A 15,434-nucleotide genomic window follows, 5' to 3' on the forward strand; every position below is an offset into this window, starting at 1 on the left:
GCTTGTGGGCTTTGCTGCAACCGTGCAATCTTTGATGGAGGAGAAATCGAAACATGAGTGGCAAACCCACAATCGCTCTGGTGCATGGTTTCTGGCGCCCCGATGGCCACCCCAAACTGCTCCACTTATGGCCGGTCAAACTGCTCCAGGCAGGACGGTCGGATTATGACGATTCGGGCGTGATGGCGATGCGCGCGGCGGCCTCCTTCAGGCGGTAGCTCTTGCCCTCGAACTCCAGCATTGCGCAGCGGTGCATGAGCCGGTCCAGGATGGTGGTGGCCATGGTGGCGTCGGCGAGGTACTTTCCCCAGTCCTGCACCACCCGGTTGGAGGTGATGACGATGGCGCGACGCAGCTTGTAGCGCTGGTGCACGATGGCCTGCAAGAGTTCGGCGCTCACGTCGGCAATGCGCCGGGCCAGGAACAGGTCATCAAGGACCAACAGGTCCGGCTCGATCCAGCCCTTGAGCTGTTCGGCCTGCTGCGCCGTGCTGGCCAGCCCGTAGTGGGCGAACTCGGAGTCGGCCTCCACGTAGCGCACGTCATAGCCCTGCAACGTGGCCTGGTAGGCCACAGCCTTGGCGATGTGCGACTTCCCGGTGCCGGGCTTGCCGACGATCAATGCGTTGGCCCCCTCGCCGATGAACTTCAGGGTGTGCAACTCGAAGCAGGCGTTGCGCGGCAGCTTGGGATTGAAGCGCCAGTCGAAGTCCGCCAGCGTCAGGCGCTCGGCCAGGCCTGAGCGCTTGAAGCGGCGCTCCATCAATCGCGAGCGGCGCCGGTCGAGCTCGTCTTGCAGCATGGCGGCCAACGTCTCCAGGAAGGGCTGCTGGGCGGCCTGGGCCTGCATCACGCGGGTGGACAGCGTGTCGGCGATGCCGGACAGGCGCAGCTCGCGCAGGGCGCGTTCGATCTCTGTCATGTTCATGGCTGGGCGATCTCAGTGGTGGGGGTGGGAGAGGTTGTGCCGCCCGAGGTGGCGGTGGCGGCGTGGGCGAACAGATCGCCGTATTCGTCGGCGCTGCGGATGAGCGCGTGCTGCTGGGTGAGCGTTGACGCCGACTGTGTCGGCGTGCCGGCCTGCAGGGCGGCCAGGGCGTCGGCCACCAGCCGCTCGGTGAGCGCCTTGACGTGGCGGTAGCTGTGCACGCCTTGCTCCATGGCGCCCGCACAGGCCGCGTCGATAAAGTGGTTCGGGTAGCGCTTGGCCAGGTTGACGATGCCCCACAGCTTGCGCTGGCCCACGCGTCCCTCGATGGCGAACAGCATCTGGCACAGCTGCGAGGCCTGCGCCCCGATGGCTCGGGCCTGGGCCAGGATGTAGCGCGTCTCGCGCGAGGGGTTGAACACCCGCTCGGCCATGGGCAGCACCACGCTGCCGGGGCGATCGACCCGCTCGTGGGTGCGCAGCAAGGCTTGCGTGCGCAGCTCGCGGATCTCGATGCGCCGCTCGAACAGCCGCACCAGCACCTTGGAGCCAATCGGGGCCAGACGAGCGGCGTAGCTGCTGTGGTCGATGCGCACGCAGCTGTCGTCGCAGACCGTGCGCTGCACCTCGGTGAAGTACTGCATGCGCGTGGCCGGCAGCGGCTGCAGGTGGGCGCGCTCCTCCTCGAACATGGCCTGCACCTGACGCCGCTCGGCGCCGTGGATGCGCGAGGCGGCCCACCTGGACTCCCAGTGTTCCAGGAAGGTGTTCTGCTCTTCGATGGTCTCGAAGCGCCGGCCCTTGAGCGCGGTGGCCTGGGTGTGTTGGATCGCGTTCTCCACCGTCCCCTTGCGATTCGGATCCCGGACCCGGGCCGGGTCGGCCACCACCTCGTAATGAGCGAGTGTGGCCGCGTAGACCGGATTGAGCGCGGGCTCGTACAGGTCGGGCTTCAAGACGCCTTCCTTGAGGTTGTCGAGGACGACGTAGTGGGTGGACCCGCCGAAGTAGGCCCAGGCCTGCTCGTGCAACTCAGCCCAGACTTGCTGGCTGGATTTCCAGACCACGCGGCGGAAGCTACGCCGCGAGTAGCGCAGCGTGGCCACGAACAGGCGGGGTTTGCGCCAGCGCTCGGTGCCCGGCATCCGCGTGGGGGCGCCTTCACCGTAGTCGACCTGCATCTCCTCGCCGGGCGCAAAGCTCAGACGATCAAACTGCTCGGGCTCCTTGTGGCGAAGCTGGGCGCAGAACCGTTTGACCGAGTTGTAGGCGCCGTCAAAGCCGTGCAGGTCGACCAGGTCCTGGTAGATGGCGGTGGCGTTGCGGCCCAGGCGCAACTGGGCGTCGATGAAGGCGCGGTGGGGGGCGCACTTGGAGGTGGCCAGCGGCGGCGCTACCGGCCCGGAAGTCGGTGGCCAGGGTGGAGCAGTTTGACCACCAGAGTCGGTGGCCACCCCGGGGCAGTTTGCCGGATCGGCGGCGAAGCGCTGCTGGTAGGTGCGGATGGTGTGGCGCGAGATGCCGGTGATGCGTTCGATCTCGCGCTGGGTGGCGCCGCCCTTGAGCAGCGTCCAGATGGTGGTTTGCAGATGTGGCTTCAAGACGTTCACTCCGTTGTTCCCTCGCTCAGAGGGGGTGGAAATTAACGTCCTGCCTGTCGGGCTTCGCGGTGCCCGACGCACCGTGTTCAATGCGTCAGATCACCCGGGCCAGGGTGGAGCAGTTTGGGTGGCCACAAGTGGGGCACTTTGGGTGGCCGCCGGGGCTGGCGCGGCGCGGCGCACTGGCCTGGTCTATATCGCCGCGTTCGCACCGGATGCCGGTGAAAGCGCAGGCGGCCTCAGCCATGCCATCCCGCCGGCGGCGATTGCCAGTCTCGCGCCCGACAGCGACGGCTATCTCTGGGCAAAGTACGACAAGTTCCAGGAGAGCTTCTGCCAGGACCTGACGGCGGACGAGGCCCTGGTGATGGCGGTGGCGCAGAAGGCGCCGCTGGCCAGCACGTTCGGCGACAACGTGACCGCGCCGGCATGGAAGAAGAAGCCGAGCTGGTACCAGATCTCCAGCGAGGACCGGACGATCGATCCGGAAAATCAAAGGAAGATGGCCGCGCGAATGGCCCCGCGCAAGACCGTCACCCTCGCCGAGCCATGCCTCACTGGCGTCCAGGCCTGAACGAGCGCACTCCCCGAAGATCCACGGACTCAGTTCAAGACCGGGCTGTCCGTTGCCGCGGCGGCAGAGGCCGCGAGCATGTGCGTGCAATGTGCGGCGGTTGCGTGTCCGGCGGATGAAATCTCGGCGTTGACCAGCGCCTGCACCCGCGCCGCGAGCTGGGTCCGGTTGTCGACCCGCAGCTTGCGGAATGCATTGGTGAGATGGAAGCGGACCGTGGCTAACCCGACGCCCATGCGCTTTGCAATGAGCTTGTCGGGGCATCCCGAGACGATGAGCGCCGCGGCCTCGGCTTCGCGCTGGCTCAGCGCGGACTTGCGCTGCAGCAGCTCGCTCACGCCTTCGTGCGCGCCGGCAGACGCCGCCGGCTTCGCCTCCCAGCGAAAGCGCGCAAGCGCTGCCGCAAAGGCAGGTTCGACCAGGCGCAGCACTTCGATCTCGTTGGCATCGAAGTTTCCGCGTTCTCGGTGGCGCCAGATGCGCATGTCGCCGGTGCATTCGCCGTCGGCGAAGACGTAGACGTTCACGCCCCAGTGCATGCGGTCGCGCTGGAGGAAGTCGTTGAAGAACTCCGTGCGCGACAGGTCCTGCTGGCAGAGGATTTGCGTGGCCAGCGTCGGATGGCGCCGCGCCATCATCGGAAAGGTGAGCGGGTCGACGAAGCGGTAGTACTCGTCCCAGCTGCGCAGGTTTTCCGGCGACATGTTCATCGCCTTCACACGCGCGAAGCGCTGCTGGGCGGCGTCCCAGGTGAAGGAGACGTAGTTGTCCGCTCGCAGCAGGTCGAGCATGGGCAATGCCAGGTCGTTGCGCAGCGTGTCCGCGTCGGTGGCTTGGGCCAGTAGACGCATGACGTCACCCAGTGCGCGGGTCTGTGCTGTGGAGAGGTGCATGGCGTCGGTCAAGCAAAGACCGTGCAAACTTGTTGACTGGCGATGCTAGCCCCGGCCGATGGCGCGTGAATCGGGACCGACCCGTAGGTCCCTTCGGACCCCTATCAATCGTGCTAGGTGTGGGATGCCCGGGCGATTTCTAGGATGCAGGGAACGTTACGGGAACCCTCATGAACCTCACACAACTCGGCGTCGCCGACCTGCGGCGCGGCTTCCAGGCACGTTCGTTCCGAAGCCTGGACGTGGCCGATGCGCTGATCGAGCGGACGCAAGCGCATGCCGCGCTGAACGGCTATGTCGCCTTCGACCCCGAAGGGCTGCGCGCCGAGGCCAAGGCTGCGGATGTGCGCATCGCGGCGGGGGAGGACCTTCCCTTGCTCGGCGTGCCGGTGGCGTTGAAGGACAACATCGACGCGGTGGCGCTGCCCAGTTCCGCGGGCACGCGGGCGCTGCTCGGCCTTCACCCGCCACAGGACGCCGAAGTGGTGCGGCGGCTGCGCGAAGCCGGTGCGCTGATCGCTGGCAAGGCCAACATGCACGAGCTGGCCATGGGCATCACCACCAACAACAGCGTCACCGGCGCCGCCCGCAACCCCTGGGACCCCACGCGCATTCCCGGCGGCAGCAGCGGCGGTTCGGGTGTGGTGGTGGCGGCGGGGCTGGTGCCCGCGGCCATCGGCACGGACACGGGCGGTTCGGTGCGCGTGCCCGCCGCGCTGTGCGGCGTGACGGGCTTGCGCCCGACGACGGGCCGCGTGCCGGGCCGGGGCATCGCGCCCATCTCGCTCACCCGCGACACGGCCGGGCCCATCGCGCGCAGCGTCGAGGACTGCGCGCTGCTCGACGGCGTGCTCGCGGGCAGCGCGCAGCCGCTCGCACCCGTATCGCTGCAGGACGTGCGCCTGGGCATTCCGGGACCGGGCTTCTGGGAAGGTGTCGATTCCGGCGTGCGCGAGGCGGCACAAGGCGCGGTCGACCGGCTGCGCGCCGCGGGTGCGCAACTGGTCGAGGTGCCGCTGCCAACGCTCGCCGGGTTCAACGAAGCGGCCGGATTTCCGATTGCGCTCTACGAGTTCGTCAGGGACATGGGCGACTACCTGCACTACGCGCAGCGCGGCGTCGATCTGCGTCAGTTGGTCGAGGCCATCGGCAGTCCCGACGTCGCGGCCATCGTGCGGCCGTTGCTGGGCGAGGGCGCGGTGCCCAAGGCGGCCTACCAGCAGGCGCTGCAGGCGCGCCGCGCGTTGCAGGCCGTCTATGCCGAAGCCTTTGCCGCGCATGGGGTGAGGGCGCTGCTGTTCCCCACCACGCCGTTGACGGCCGCGCCGATCGGCCGGGACGTCACGGTGCTGCTCGACGGACAGGAACACCCGACCTTCGCTGCCTTCATCCGCAACACCGATCCGGGCAGCAACGCCGGCATTCCCGGCCTGACCCTGCCCGCCGGCCTGGCAGACGGATTGCCCGTGGGGCTGGCACTCGACGGTCCGGCAGGCAGCGACCGCGGCCTGCTGGCGCTGGCCGCCGCCATCGAGGCGGTGTTGCCCGCGCTGCCCTCGGCGCCCTGGCGGCGCTGAGCGCGCCGGCCCGACCCCGTCATTCATTCCAAAACCAGGAGTTCCCATGGACCGTCGTACCTTTCTCCACGGCCTTGCGGCCGCCGCGGCTGCCAGTTCTTCGGCCGTGCGCGCGGCATCGCCGCTCAACGTGGCCGTCATGCTGCCGATGAGCGGGCCGGCCGGACTCTTCGGCCCCTCGGCCAAGGCCTGCGCCGAGCTGGCCGTGCAGACGATCAACGCCCGCGGCGGCGTGCTCGGCCGCAACATCAACGCGCTCTTCGGCGATGCCGGGCTGCCGCCCGCCGAAGCGTCGCAGACCGCGCTCAAGCTCTGGAAAGGGCAGGGCGCACAGGCGGTGATCGGCATGCACGACAGCGCGGTGCGCGGCGCGCTGGTGGGGCTCTTCAAGGGCCAGGTGCCGTATTTCTACACGCCGGTGTACGAAGGCGGCGAATGCGCGCGCGGCACCTACGTGAACGGCGAGACGCCCGCGCAGCAGCTCGCGCCGGTGATCCCGTGGCTGGCCTCGGAACGCAAGCCGAAGAAGTGGTACATGATCGGCAACGACTACATCTGGGGCCGCAACACCAACGCCGCGGCCAAGGGCTACATCGCCCAGACCGGCGCCCAGGTCGTCGGCGACGAGTACCTGCCGTTCACCGCCGACAACTTCGATTCGAGCCTGGCCCGCATCCGCGACAGCGGCGCGGACGCGGTGCTGGTGTCGCTGGTGGGCGGTGCTTCCGTCACTTTCAACAAGGCCTTCGCGAGCTTCGGGCTGCCCGACAAGGCGATCCGCCTTGGCACGCTGATCGAGGAGAACACGCTGGCCGGCATCGGCCTGGCCAACGCGCGCAACCTGTATTCGAGCGCGGGCTATTTCGCCAACATCGAGACGCCGGCGGCCAAGGCCTTCTCGGACGCCTACTTCAAGCGCTTCGGCGCCCAGGCGCCCGCGCTCAACGGCCTGGCCGAATCGGTCTACGAAGGCTTCCTGATGCTGGAGGCGATGGCCGTGCGCGCCAAGTCGCTCGAAGTGGCGAAGCTGGAGCCGGCCAGCGAAGGCGCGGGCTACAACGGCCCGCGCGGCGCCGTCACCATGCATGCGCGGCATGTCGACCAGGACATCTACCTCGCCGACGTGGGCGACAAGGGCTTTCGCGTCGTGAAGACCTTCCCGCGCATCGCGTCGGGCCAATCCTGCAAGGCGTGACGGTGCGATGGACACCAGCTGGCTGCTGCACGCGCTGAACCTCGCCTACGAATTGGCGACACTGGGCCTTACCACGCTCGGCCTCGCGGTGGTGTTCGGCCTGCTCGGCGTGATGAACATGGCGCATGGCGAGTTCGTGATGCTGGGTGCCTACGCGGTCGTGACCGTGCAGGCCTGGGGCTGGCCGATCGCCACGGCCATGCCGCTGGCCATGCTCGTGTGCGGCGTGCTGGGCTATGCGGTGGAGCGCTGGCTGATCCGCCCGCTGTACGCGCGGCCTTTCGACACATTGCTGGCCACCTGGGGTCTGGCAATGGTCATGCGCAAGACGGTCGAGGCGGTGTACGGGCGCGGCTACCGCAACGTCGAGAGCACGCTGGGCGCGCCGGTCGACCTGGGCGGCGTGCAGTACCCGGGCTACCGGCTCGCGCTGATCGCGCTGGCGGTGGTGCTGATGATCGGCCTCGCGCTCTGGTACCGGCGCAGCACCATGGGGCTGCGCGTGCGGGCGATGACCGGCAACCCGGTGCTCGCGCAGGCGCTGGGCATCGACACGCGCCGGCTGGCCTCGCAGGCCTTCGTCATCGGCGTGGTGCTGGCCGGCGCCGCGGGCGTGCTGCTGGCACCGCTGGTGCGCATCGAGCCCGGCATCGGTGTCGACTACCTGCTCGATTCCTTCTTCGTGCTGGTGGTCGGCGGGCTCGGCACGCTCGGCGGCTTCGGCGGCGGCGTGGGCGTGATCGGCGGCACCCAGTCCGCCGTCAGCAGCATCGCGGGCCAGACCAGCGGCTATGCGGTGGTGCTGATTCTCTCGATCCTCTTTCTCTGGTTGAAACCGAATGGACTCTTTGGACGCCGTTGATGCTTCGCGGGCCGCCGCCGCACCGCGGGCTCCCGCGCGCAGGTGGCGCGGGTGGCGCAGTCGAGCGGCCGGGCCGTGGCTGCTCGGCGCGGGGCTGCTGGCCCCGCCCTTCGTGTCGAACGATTTCGTCGCCTACCAGATCGCGCTGTTCCTCATCTACGGCATTGCGACGCAAGGCGTGGCGCTGTGCTGGGGGCGACTCGGCTTCCTGCCGCTGGGGCATGCGCTGTTCTTCGGCCTGGGCGCCTACCTGGCCGGCGGCATGCTGAAGGCGGCGCAGCAGCAGCCGGCCTGGTTCGCTGCCTTGCCGCTGGCGCTGTTCGCACCCGCCGCGCTGGCCTACGTGGCGGCGCGGCTGGTGTTCGCGCGCAGCCACCGCAGCGGGCCGTTCTTCTCGCTCATCACCCTGGCGATGACGATGCTCGGCTTCCTCGCGGCGCAGCAGTGGAGCGCGGTCACCGGCGGCTTCAACGGCATGGCCGACATTCCCGAGCTGCCCGGCACCGAGCGCTACAGCAGCTTCTACTGGGTGGTCGCGGCCTGCGCGCTGGGCAGCACGCTGCTGATCGCTGCCGTGCTCGGGCGGCCGCTGGGCCTCTTGTGGAGCGCGCTGGCGCAGAACGAGGAGCGGCTGCAGCTCTTCGGCTGCGCCACCGACCGCATCAAGGCCGTCGCCTTCGCATTCTCCGCAACGCTCGCAGCCCTGGCCGGCGCGCTGTTCGCCATGCACCAGGGCATCGTCACACCGCTGACGATGGGCTTCGTGCTGTCCACCGAGTTCGTCATCTGGGCCGCGGTGGGCGGCAAGGCCAGTCCGCTGGGCGCGCTGCTGGGCGCCGTGTTCGTCGGCTATGCGTCGTCGGAGCTGCGCGACCACTTCGCCTACTGGGAGGTGGCTGTCGGCGCGATCTTCATTCTGGTGGTGCGGTTCCTGCCCGATGGGCTGGCCGGGTTGGGGCGGCGGTTCTCGGCGCACGCAGAAGAGATTCCGCAGGCGCACAAGACACTGGCACCGGAGGTGAGGGCGCAGGGGGCCGACGTGCGCCTCGCGTTCGAGCAGGTCGAATCCGCCCAAGGCGGCGTGCGCATCCTCGACGGCCTCACGTTCGACCTGCAGGGCCCCGGCCTGCGCTGCGTGATCGGACCGAACGGCGCGGGCAAGACCTCGGCCTTCAACGTGATGACCGGCCGCCTGCCGCTGCGCACCGGGCGCATCCGGCTGGACGGCGCCGACGTGTCGGGCGCCACCGCCTGGCGCGTGGCCCGGCAGGGCGTGGGGCGCAAGCTGCAGATTCCTTCGGTCTTTCCCGGCCTGAGCGTGAGCCAGAACCTCGATGTCGCGCTGTGGGCGGGCCGCCTGCGTCCCGCGGCGTCATTGCAGCGTGCGCCGTTGGGGTGGGACAGCCCGCTGCGCGGGGAGCTGCTCGCGCTCTTTCCCGCGCTCGGCAGGCAACTGCACGCGCCGGCCGGCAGCCTCTCGCAGGGTGAGCGGCAGGCACTGGAGTTCGTCATGACCATGCTGCCGCAGCCCCGCCTCGTGCTGCTCGACGAACCCTGCGCCGGCCTGTCGCCCGCGGAGACGCACCACATGATCGAGGCGATCAAGGCCGCGACCAGGCGCCTGGGCGCGGCGGCGCTGGTCATCGAGCACGACATCAGCGCGGTGGCCGCCATCGGTGGCGACGTCTACGTGCTGCACCAGGGCAAGCTGCTGGCGCGCGGTCCGCTGGCGCAGATCCAGGCCGATCCCGCCGTGCGGGCGGTCTATGCGGGAGCGCGCAAATGAGCACGCCGCTGCTGGTTTTCGACGATGTGGTCTGCGGCTACGGCGACACCATGGTGCTGCGCGGCCTCGCGGGCACTGTCGGCGCGGGGCGCGTGCTCGGCGTGCTGGGCCGCAACGGCGTGGGCAAGACGACGCTCATGCGCGCGCTCAGCGGCTTTCTTCCGCTGCAGCGGGGCAGGGTGACGCTCGCCGGGCGCGACCTGGCGCGCGTGCCGCCGCAGCAGCGGCTGGCCGCGGGCATGGCCTATGCGCCGCAGGAGGACGTGGTCTTCGGCGACCTCAGCGTGAGCGAGAACCTCTGGCTGCACCTGCGCGGCCGCGACGGCCAGCGCTACGCCGCCTGCCTCGAGGCATTTCCGCGCCTGGCCGAGCGCATGCAGCAGCGCGCCGGTTCGCTCAGCGGCGGCGAGCGCAAGCTGCTCTCCTTCACGCGCACCCTCGGGCTGCGCGCGCCGCTCAGCATCCTCGACGAGCCCACCGAGGGCGTGCAGCCGGAGAACATCGAGCGCATGGTCCGGCTGGTTGGCGCGCGCAAGGCCGAGGGTGCGTCGTTCGTCATCGTCGAGCAGAACCTGGAGTTCCTGCTGTCTGTGGCCGACGACATCCTGGCCATCGACCATGGCGAATGCTCGCTGGCGGGGCCGGCCAGCGAGCTGCCGCGCGAGACGCTGGAGGCGCACCTGGTGGTCTGACTGCCGCCGGTCTGTGGCACATTCCAGCCTCCGGCAAGAACCATGAGCCATCTGGACCTCAACCTCGTTCGCGTGTTCGTCGCGATCTATGAAACGCGCAGCGTGACGCAGGCGGCGGAGCGGCTCGACGTCACGCAGCCGACCATCAGCTACGGCCTCGCGAAGCTGCGCAAGGTGTATGCCGACCGCCTGTTCATGCGCGGCAGCGACGGCCTGATGCCCACCAGCCTGGCGGAACAGCTGTTCGAGCGCTACCGGGAGGCGCTGACCACCGTCGAGAGCACCCTCGAGCAGAACATCGCCTTCGACCCGCTGCGCTCGACGCGGCGCTTTCGCCTTGCGATGTCGGACATCGGCGTGCTGTATTTCGTGCCGCCGCTGTTGCGCAGGTTCCAGGAGTCGGCGCCGCACATCGAGATCGACATCGTGCAGATTCCGGATGCGCTGGGCGAAGACCTGTCGGTCGGGCGGCTCGACATGGCCATCGGCAACATCCCGGCGCTGGCATCTCCCATGCACAGCGTGCTGCTGTTTCGTGAGCATTACGTGTGCCTGATGTCGGCCAACCATCCGACCATCGGCGAGCGCATGAGCCTGAAGGAGTTCTCGTCGGCGCGGCACGTGATGGTGTCTTCACCGCGCTCGGGCCACTTCCTGATCGAGGAGGCGCTGGCCGAGCGCGGCATCAACCGCAACATCGTGGCGCGCGTGCCCCAGTTCACCGTGCTGCCGCAGCTGTTGTCGCAGAGCGACCTGCTGGTGCTGCTGCCTTCGCGCGTGGCAAGCCTCTACGTGTTGCAGGGCGGGCTGAAGGCGCTGCCGCTGCCCGTGCCGCTGCCGGACTTCCAGGTGCAGGCCCATTGGCATGCGCGGCAGGAGTACAGCGCGGCCCACCGCTGGCTGGTCGAAGAGATCGTGCAGACGCTCGGCAAGCTTTGAGCGTTCGACCGCCTAGAAAGCGGGCATCGCCTCCAGCGCCTTGGCGGAACGCACAAGGCCTTCGAGAATCCTGTGGGACACCGCGGCCGGAAAGTGCGCAGGCAGGCGCGCGCCGATGCGGTCGATCACGCCCGGCGTTGCCGAGAGCACGCGCTGGATGAGGCTCTCCGCGTCCGGCCCGTAGTGGCACTTCTGCGCCATGGCATTGAAATGACGCCGCTGGATGGTCTTGAACTGGTAGTGCTTGCTCTTGCCGATCAGGGCCATGGCCAGCTTGGCCTCGTGCTTGGAGAACTGGTTCGGCCCGTTGCCCTCCACGGGCCAGATGGACATCACGTCGTAGACGGGTGTCAGCCTGTAGCGGCCCATCGGCAACCATGCGATGCTGAAGTTCTTCGCATGCCCGTCGGGCGCGCCGAGCATCCAGAAGAGCAACTGCACGGTGATGAGCGTGGCCAGGTCCTGCTGGGCATCGACCGAGCTTCGAAGCACCCCTGCCAGGTCGACCATGCCGGGACCACCATCGGCCTCGTACTTCAGGTGCGGCGGCTTGCCCAGGGCCTGGCAGAAGTCTTCCTGCGGCAGGCGCAGCCACCAGTGGCCGGACGAGTGCAACCTGCGATCGAAGCGCTCGACGGCCAGCACCTTCTGCGAGCCGAAGCGCAGGACAGCCGTGCGGGGCACGGGTATGCCGTACTCCTGCAGGATGTTCAGGCAAAGCCATTCGTTTTCCACCGAGGTGCTGAAGTCGGCTTTGCGGTGGCCGACCAGGCCCAGCGGCAACTTCAGGATGTGCGTGGTGGGCGTCGAGCCGTGCGGGCGGAACCATTGGCCCTCGTGCCACAGCAGCGCGGTCTTCTCCTGGGCGCCGGCCAGGGAGATGCGCAACTCGTCTTCGGGTGCGGATTGCGCAGCAAACCTGCCGGGGTCGACGGTCTGCTGCAGCAGCTTCTCGACGTCGGCCTCACTCATCGCCTCGCCCTCGATGCGTTCGACATCCGCCGGGCCGTCGTCCTCGCCCAGCAGCTGGATGGCGCCCACGCAATCGCGGCCGATGGCCTGCAGGAGGTCGAAGGGCTGCGTCGTGCGCGTCCTGAAGCGGCTCGCGATGCGCTCTCGAATGGGCTGGCTGTCGGGCAGCAGGTTGTCGAAGTAGTTCTGGACGACCGGGCCCTTGTGGATGAAGCCGCCGACCAGCGGCAAGGAGAGCGAGAGCGGGCGCCCTGTCGGCGAGCCGACCCAGGCGTCGTCGTAGCGCAACTCGTCCGCCCCGCGCGCAGGAATGCGCCAGGTGCCGACGCGCTCGCCGTTGGCCCAGATGGAAAGCGCCGGCATGTTCGATGTACGCGCCATGCTCACCACTCTGAAGCGGGCGGCTCGCTGGCGACATGCCTTGGGCCTGGGTGGTCGGCATCTGATGCTTGCGCAGTCGAGCGCTTCGCCGGATTCTTCGAGCCGACCAGCATCTCGAGGCCCAGCACGCCGAAGAGCGCCAGCAGTTGCTCCAGGCTCACCGAGCCGGGGTTGAGCTCCATGTGGGACATGCGGCTCTGGCTGATGCCGAGCCGCTCGGCCAGCTTCACCTGAGAGATGCCTGCTTCCTTGCGGGCCGCCTTGAGGAGCACGCCGAGCTGCGATGGAACCGAGAGGACTTGCTGCATGGGAATACCAACGAAGTGGGTAACTCGCAGTTTACCGATATGAGGGGTATCCGGCAAAATACCTATCAAATGGGTAATTCAGTGGATACCCACGACATGGGTATGTTGTCCTCTAGACGAGGTACTGGCGCACCGCCTCCTCGTTCCACGCGATGCCGGTGCCAGGCTCCGGCGGCGCGATGGCTGTGCCGTCCGCAAAGGCCAGGGGCCGCGCCAGCACCGGCGCCGCGAGGTCCATGCGCTCGAGCAGGTGCCGTGTCGGCGTGACGGCCAGCAGGTGCACGCTGACCTCCTGGAAGATGTGGCTCGACATCGGCACACCGTGCGATTGCGCCAGCGCCGCGGCGCGCAGCCAGCCGGTCACGCCGCCGATCTTCATCGCGTCGGGCATGGCGAGGTCGCAGGCACCGGCCTGCAGCGCCTTGGCCATCTCGCCGGGGCCGCACCAGTTCTCGCCCATCTGGATCGGCAGGCGCACCTGCTCGCGGATGCGCGCGTGGCCGGCATAGTCTTCCTGCAGCGTGGGCTCCTCGACCCAGCCGATGCCTTCGTCCTCCAGCGCGCGGATGCGGCGCACCGCCTCGACGGCCGTCAGGCCCTGGTTGTAGTCGACCAGCAGTTGCGTGTCCTCGCCGATCACGCCGCGCAGCGCGCGAACGATGGCCAGGTCCTCGGCCAGCGTGGCATAGCCGATCTTCGTCTTGATGGCCTGGAAGCCTTGGGCCATCGCCCCTTCCGCTCGCGCCACGCCGAGTTCGCGGCCGTCCATGCTGTGGCTGTCATAGGCCGCGATGGCGCGGCGGGTGCCGCCCAGCAATTCCACCAGCGGCATGTTGCGCACCTTGGCCAGCGCATCCCACGCCGCCATGTCGAGGCCCGCGCTCGCCATGAGCGCAATGCCGGTGCGCCCGAGCAGGCGCAGCCGCTGCGCGAGCAACTGGTCGAGGTCGACCGGCGCAAGCGCCTGGCCCTTGAGCACGCCGCCCAGCGTCAGCAGCATGCGACGCGTGGCCCGCAGGGCGAGCGGCGTGTAGGTGAAAACGTAGGCATGGCCGACGGCGCCCTGGTTGGTGTGCAGGTCGATCAACACCAGCGGGGCGGTCGCCACCACGCCGACGCTGGTGCGCACGGGGTGCTCGAGCGGCACGTTGACCGCGCGCGCCTGCACGTCGGTGATCAACAGGCCGGGATCGGTGGGCATGTTCATTCGCTTCTCCTTCACAGTCCGAGGTAGGCGGCCTTCACGCGCTCGTCGCGCAGCAGCTGCGCGGCCGGGCCGCCGAGCGTGATGGTGCCGGTTTCCAGCACATAGCCGACGTCGGCCACCGACAGCGCGGCGTGCGCGTTCTGCTCCACCAGCAGGATCGGGATGCCCTGCGCCTTCAGCCGCGCGATCACGCCGAAGATCTCCTTCACCAGCAGCGGCGCCAGGCCCATCGAAGGTTCGTCGAGCAGCAGCACCTTGGGCTCGCTCATCAGGGCGCGGGCAATGGCCAGCATCTGCTGCTGGCCGCCCGAGAGCGTGCCGGCGGCGAGCAGGCGCTTCTCCTGCAGGATGGGAAACAGGGCGTACATCTCTTCCATGCGCTGCTGGCGGCGTTCGGGGCGGGTGTAGCTGCCCAGCAGCAGGTTGTCCTGCACGGAGAGCGGCCCGAAGACCTGCCGGCCTTCCAGCACCTGCGACAGCCCGGCGCGCACGCGCGCGTCGGCGCTCTCGCGGCCGATCTCTCGGCCGAACAGGCTCACGCTGCCTGCGCTGGGCTTGATGAGGCCGGAGAGCGCGCGCAGCAGCGTCGTCTTGCCCGCGCCGTTGGCGCCGATCAGCGCCACCAGTTCGCCGCGGCCGAGCCGCAGGTCGATGCCGTGCAGCGCCTCGATGCGGCCGTAGCCGGCGAAGAGGCCGCGCACTTCGAGCGCGGCGCTGCTGCCGGTAGTTGCGCTGCTCATGCGGCCTCCGCGATGTCAACGGCTTCGCTCGCCGCCTCGGTGCCGAGATACGCCGCGATCACGTGCGGATTCGCGCGCACTTCGGCGGCCGTGCCTTCGGCGAGCTTGCGGCCGTAGTCGAGCACCAGCAGATGGTCTGAAATGTTCATCACCAGCTTCATGTCGTGTTCGACCAGCAGCACCGTCACGCCCGAGGCCGCGATGCGGCGGATGAGTTCGGTGATCTCGTGCGTCTCGGTGTCGTTCAGGCCGGCCGCCGGTTCGTCGAGCAGCAGCAGGCGCGGCCTGCTCGCCAGCGCGCGCGCAATCTCCAGCCGCTTGAGCAGGCCGAAGGACAGCTGCGTGGCGTGCGCATGCGCGTGCCGGCCCACGCCCACCTCGTCGATCAGCCGCAGCGCCTCCTCGCGCAGCGCGGCGTCCGCGCGGCGCGTGGCACCGGTCATGCCGCCCAGCAGCGAGCTGCGCGTGCGCAGGTGGGCGCCGAGCATCACGTTCTCGCACGCGGTCATGTTCATGCAGACCTGCAGGTTCTGGAAGGTGCGGCTCATGCCCCGGCGCGCAAGCTGGTCGGGTGCGAGGCCTGCCACGTTCTCGCCGTCGAGCAGGATCTCGCCGCGCGTGGGTTCGTATACGCCGCTGATCAGGTTGAACAGCGTGGTCTTGCCCGCGCCGTTGGGCCCGATCACCGAGTGCACCGAGCCGGCGCGCACCGTGAAGCTCACGTCCTGCATGGCGTGCACGCCGCCGAAGGACTTGGAGAGGTTCTTCACTTCGAGCAT

The 15,434-nt window shown here is 68.9% G+C and carries 14 protein-coding genes and 1 pseudogene; 7 read left to right on the plus strand and 8 right to left on the minus strand.

Annotated elements, in window-relative coordinates:
- Positions 1-163 precede the first annotated feature (163 nt).
- Together istB and istA are read right to left on the minus strand one after the other, a co-directional pair.
- Positions 164-928 (minus strand): IS21-like element helper ATPase IstB, encoded by a 765-nt coding sequence (istB, locus tag VAPA_RS32970; protein ID WP_021004595.1) that lies wholly within the window; start codon positions 926-928, stop codon positions 164-166.
- Complete coding sequence (gene istA / locus VAPA_RS32975) at positions 925-2,538, minus strand: IS21 family transposase (protein WP_021004596.1); 1,614 nt, start codon at positions 2,536-2,538, stop codon at positions 925-927. Before istA ends, istB begins: the two co-directional genes overlap by 4 nt.
- On the opposite strand from istA, the pseudogene VAPA_RS35575 reads away from it, so the two are divergent.
- Positions 2,504-3,101 (plus strand): annotated as a pseudogene (locus tag VAPA_RS35575) (alpha/beta hydrolase); the annotation flags it as partial. The gene istA and the pseudogene VAPA_RS35575 sit on opposite strands and share 35 nt — an antisense overlap.
- Before the next feature lie 31 nt (positions 3,102-3,132).
- Here the strand turns inward: VAPA_RS35575 and VAPA_RS32985 are convergent.
- Positions 3,133-3,996, minus strand: coding sequence for a helix-turn-helix transcriptional regulator (locus tag VAPA_RS32985; protein WP_080667051.1), 864 nt, complete (start codon positions 3,994-3,996; stop codon positions 3,133-3,135).
- A gap of 170 nt (positions 3,997-4,166) precedes the next feature.
- Here VAPA_RS32985 and iaaH point away from each other — a divergent pair, with 170 nt between their 5' ends.
- Genes iaaH through VAPA_RS33015 form a run of 6 tightly spaced genes read left to right on the plus strand, consistent with a single transcriptional unit; the run spans position 4,167 to position 11,047 of the window.
- Positions 4,167-5,573, plus strand: a complete 1,407-nt coding sequence (iaaH, locus tag VAPA_RS32990) for an indoleacetamide hydrolase (protein WP_021004599.1) — start codon at positions 4,167-4,169, stop codon at positions 5,571-5,573.
- Positions 5,574-5,619: 46 nt separating this feature from the next.
- Complete coding sequence (locus VAPA_RS32995) at positions 5,620-6,768, plus strand: substrate-binding domain-containing protein (protein ID WP_021004600.1); 1,149 nt, start codon at positions 5,620-5,622, stop codon at positions 6,766-6,768.
- Between the two features lie 7 nt (positions 6,769-6,775).
- A complete protein-coding gene (locus tag VAPA_RS33000) occupies positions 6,776-7,630 on the plus strand; it encodes a branched-chain amino acid ABC transporter permease (RefSeq protein ID WP_021004601.1) in 855 nt (284 codons plus the stop codon).
- The gene (locus VAPA_RS33005) at positions 7,608-9,416 is read left to right on the plus strand and encodes a branched-chain amino acid ABC transporter ATP-binding protein/permease (RefSeq protein ID WP_021004602.1); all 1,809 of its coding nucleotides are present in this window, start codon (positions 7,608-7,610) and stop codon (positions 9,414-9,416) included. The genes VAPA_RS33000 and VAPA_RS33005 overlap by 23 nt, the downstream gene beginning before the upstream one ends.
- A complete protein-coding gene (locus VAPA_RS33010) occupies positions 9,413-10,108 on the plus strand; it encodes an ABC transporter ATP-binding protein (RefSeq protein ID WP_021004603.1) in 696 nt (231 codons plus the stop codon). The genes VAPA_RS33005 and VAPA_RS33010 overlap by 4 nt, the downstream gene beginning before the upstream one ends.
- Before the next feature lie 42 nt (positions 10,109-10,150).
- Positions 10,151-11,047, plus strand: coding sequence for a LysR family transcriptional regulator (locus VAPA_RS33015; RefSeq protein WP_021004604.1), 897 nt, complete (start codon positions 10,151-10,153; stop codon positions 11,045-11,047).
- 12 nt (positions 11,048-11,059) lie between these two features.
- Here the strand turns inward: VAPA_RS33015 and VAPA_RS33020 are convergent, their stop codons facing one another.
- The 5 genes from VAPA_RS33020 to VAPA_RS33040 all read right to left on the minus strand — a co-directional run bounded on the left by VAPA_RS33020 (position 11,060) and on the right by VAPA_RS33040 (position 15,434).
- Positions 11,060-12,400, minus strand: a complete 1,341-nt coding sequence (locus tag VAPA_RS33020; protein WP_021004605.1) for a type II toxin-antitoxin system HipA family toxin — start codon at positions 12,398-12,400, stop codon at positions 11,060-11,062.
- Between the two features lie 2 nt (positions 12,401-12,402).
- Positions 12,403-12,708 carry a helix-turn-helix domain-containing protein gene (locus VAPA_RS33025; RefSeq protein WP_021004606.1) on the minus strand — a complete coding sequence of 102 codons (306 nt, stop codon included), beginning with the start codon at positions 12,706-12,708 and terminating at the stop codon, positions 12,403-12,405.
- Positions 12,709-12,820: 112 nt separating this feature from the next.
- A complete protein-coding gene (locus tag VAPA_RS33030) occupies positions 12,821-13,915 on the minus strand; it encodes an enolase C-terminal domain-like protein (RefSeq protein ID WP_021004607.1) in 1,095 nt (364 codons plus the stop codon).
- A gap of 11 nt (positions 13,916-13,926) precedes the next feature.
- Positions 13,927-14,655 carry an ABC transporter ATP-binding protein gene (locus tag VAPA_RS33035; protein ID WP_021004608.1) on the minus strand — a complete coding sequence of 243 codons (729 nt, stop codon included), beginning with the start codon at positions 14,653-14,655 and terminating at the stop codon, positions 13,927-13,929.
- Positions 14,652-15,434, minus strand: coding sequence for an ABC transporter ATP-binding protein (locus VAPA_RS33040; protein ID WP_021004609.1), 783 nt, complete (start codon positions 15,432-15,434; stop codon positions 14,652-14,654). Before VAPA_RS33040 ends, VAPA_RS33035 begins: the two co-directional genes overlap by 4 nt.

Origin of the sequence: Variovorax paradoxus B4 (genome assembly GCF_000463015.1) — a bacterium.
Classification (GTDB): Bacteria; Pseudomonadota; Gammaproteobacteria; order Burkholderiales; family Burkholderiaceae_C; genus Variovorax; species Variovorax paradoxus_E.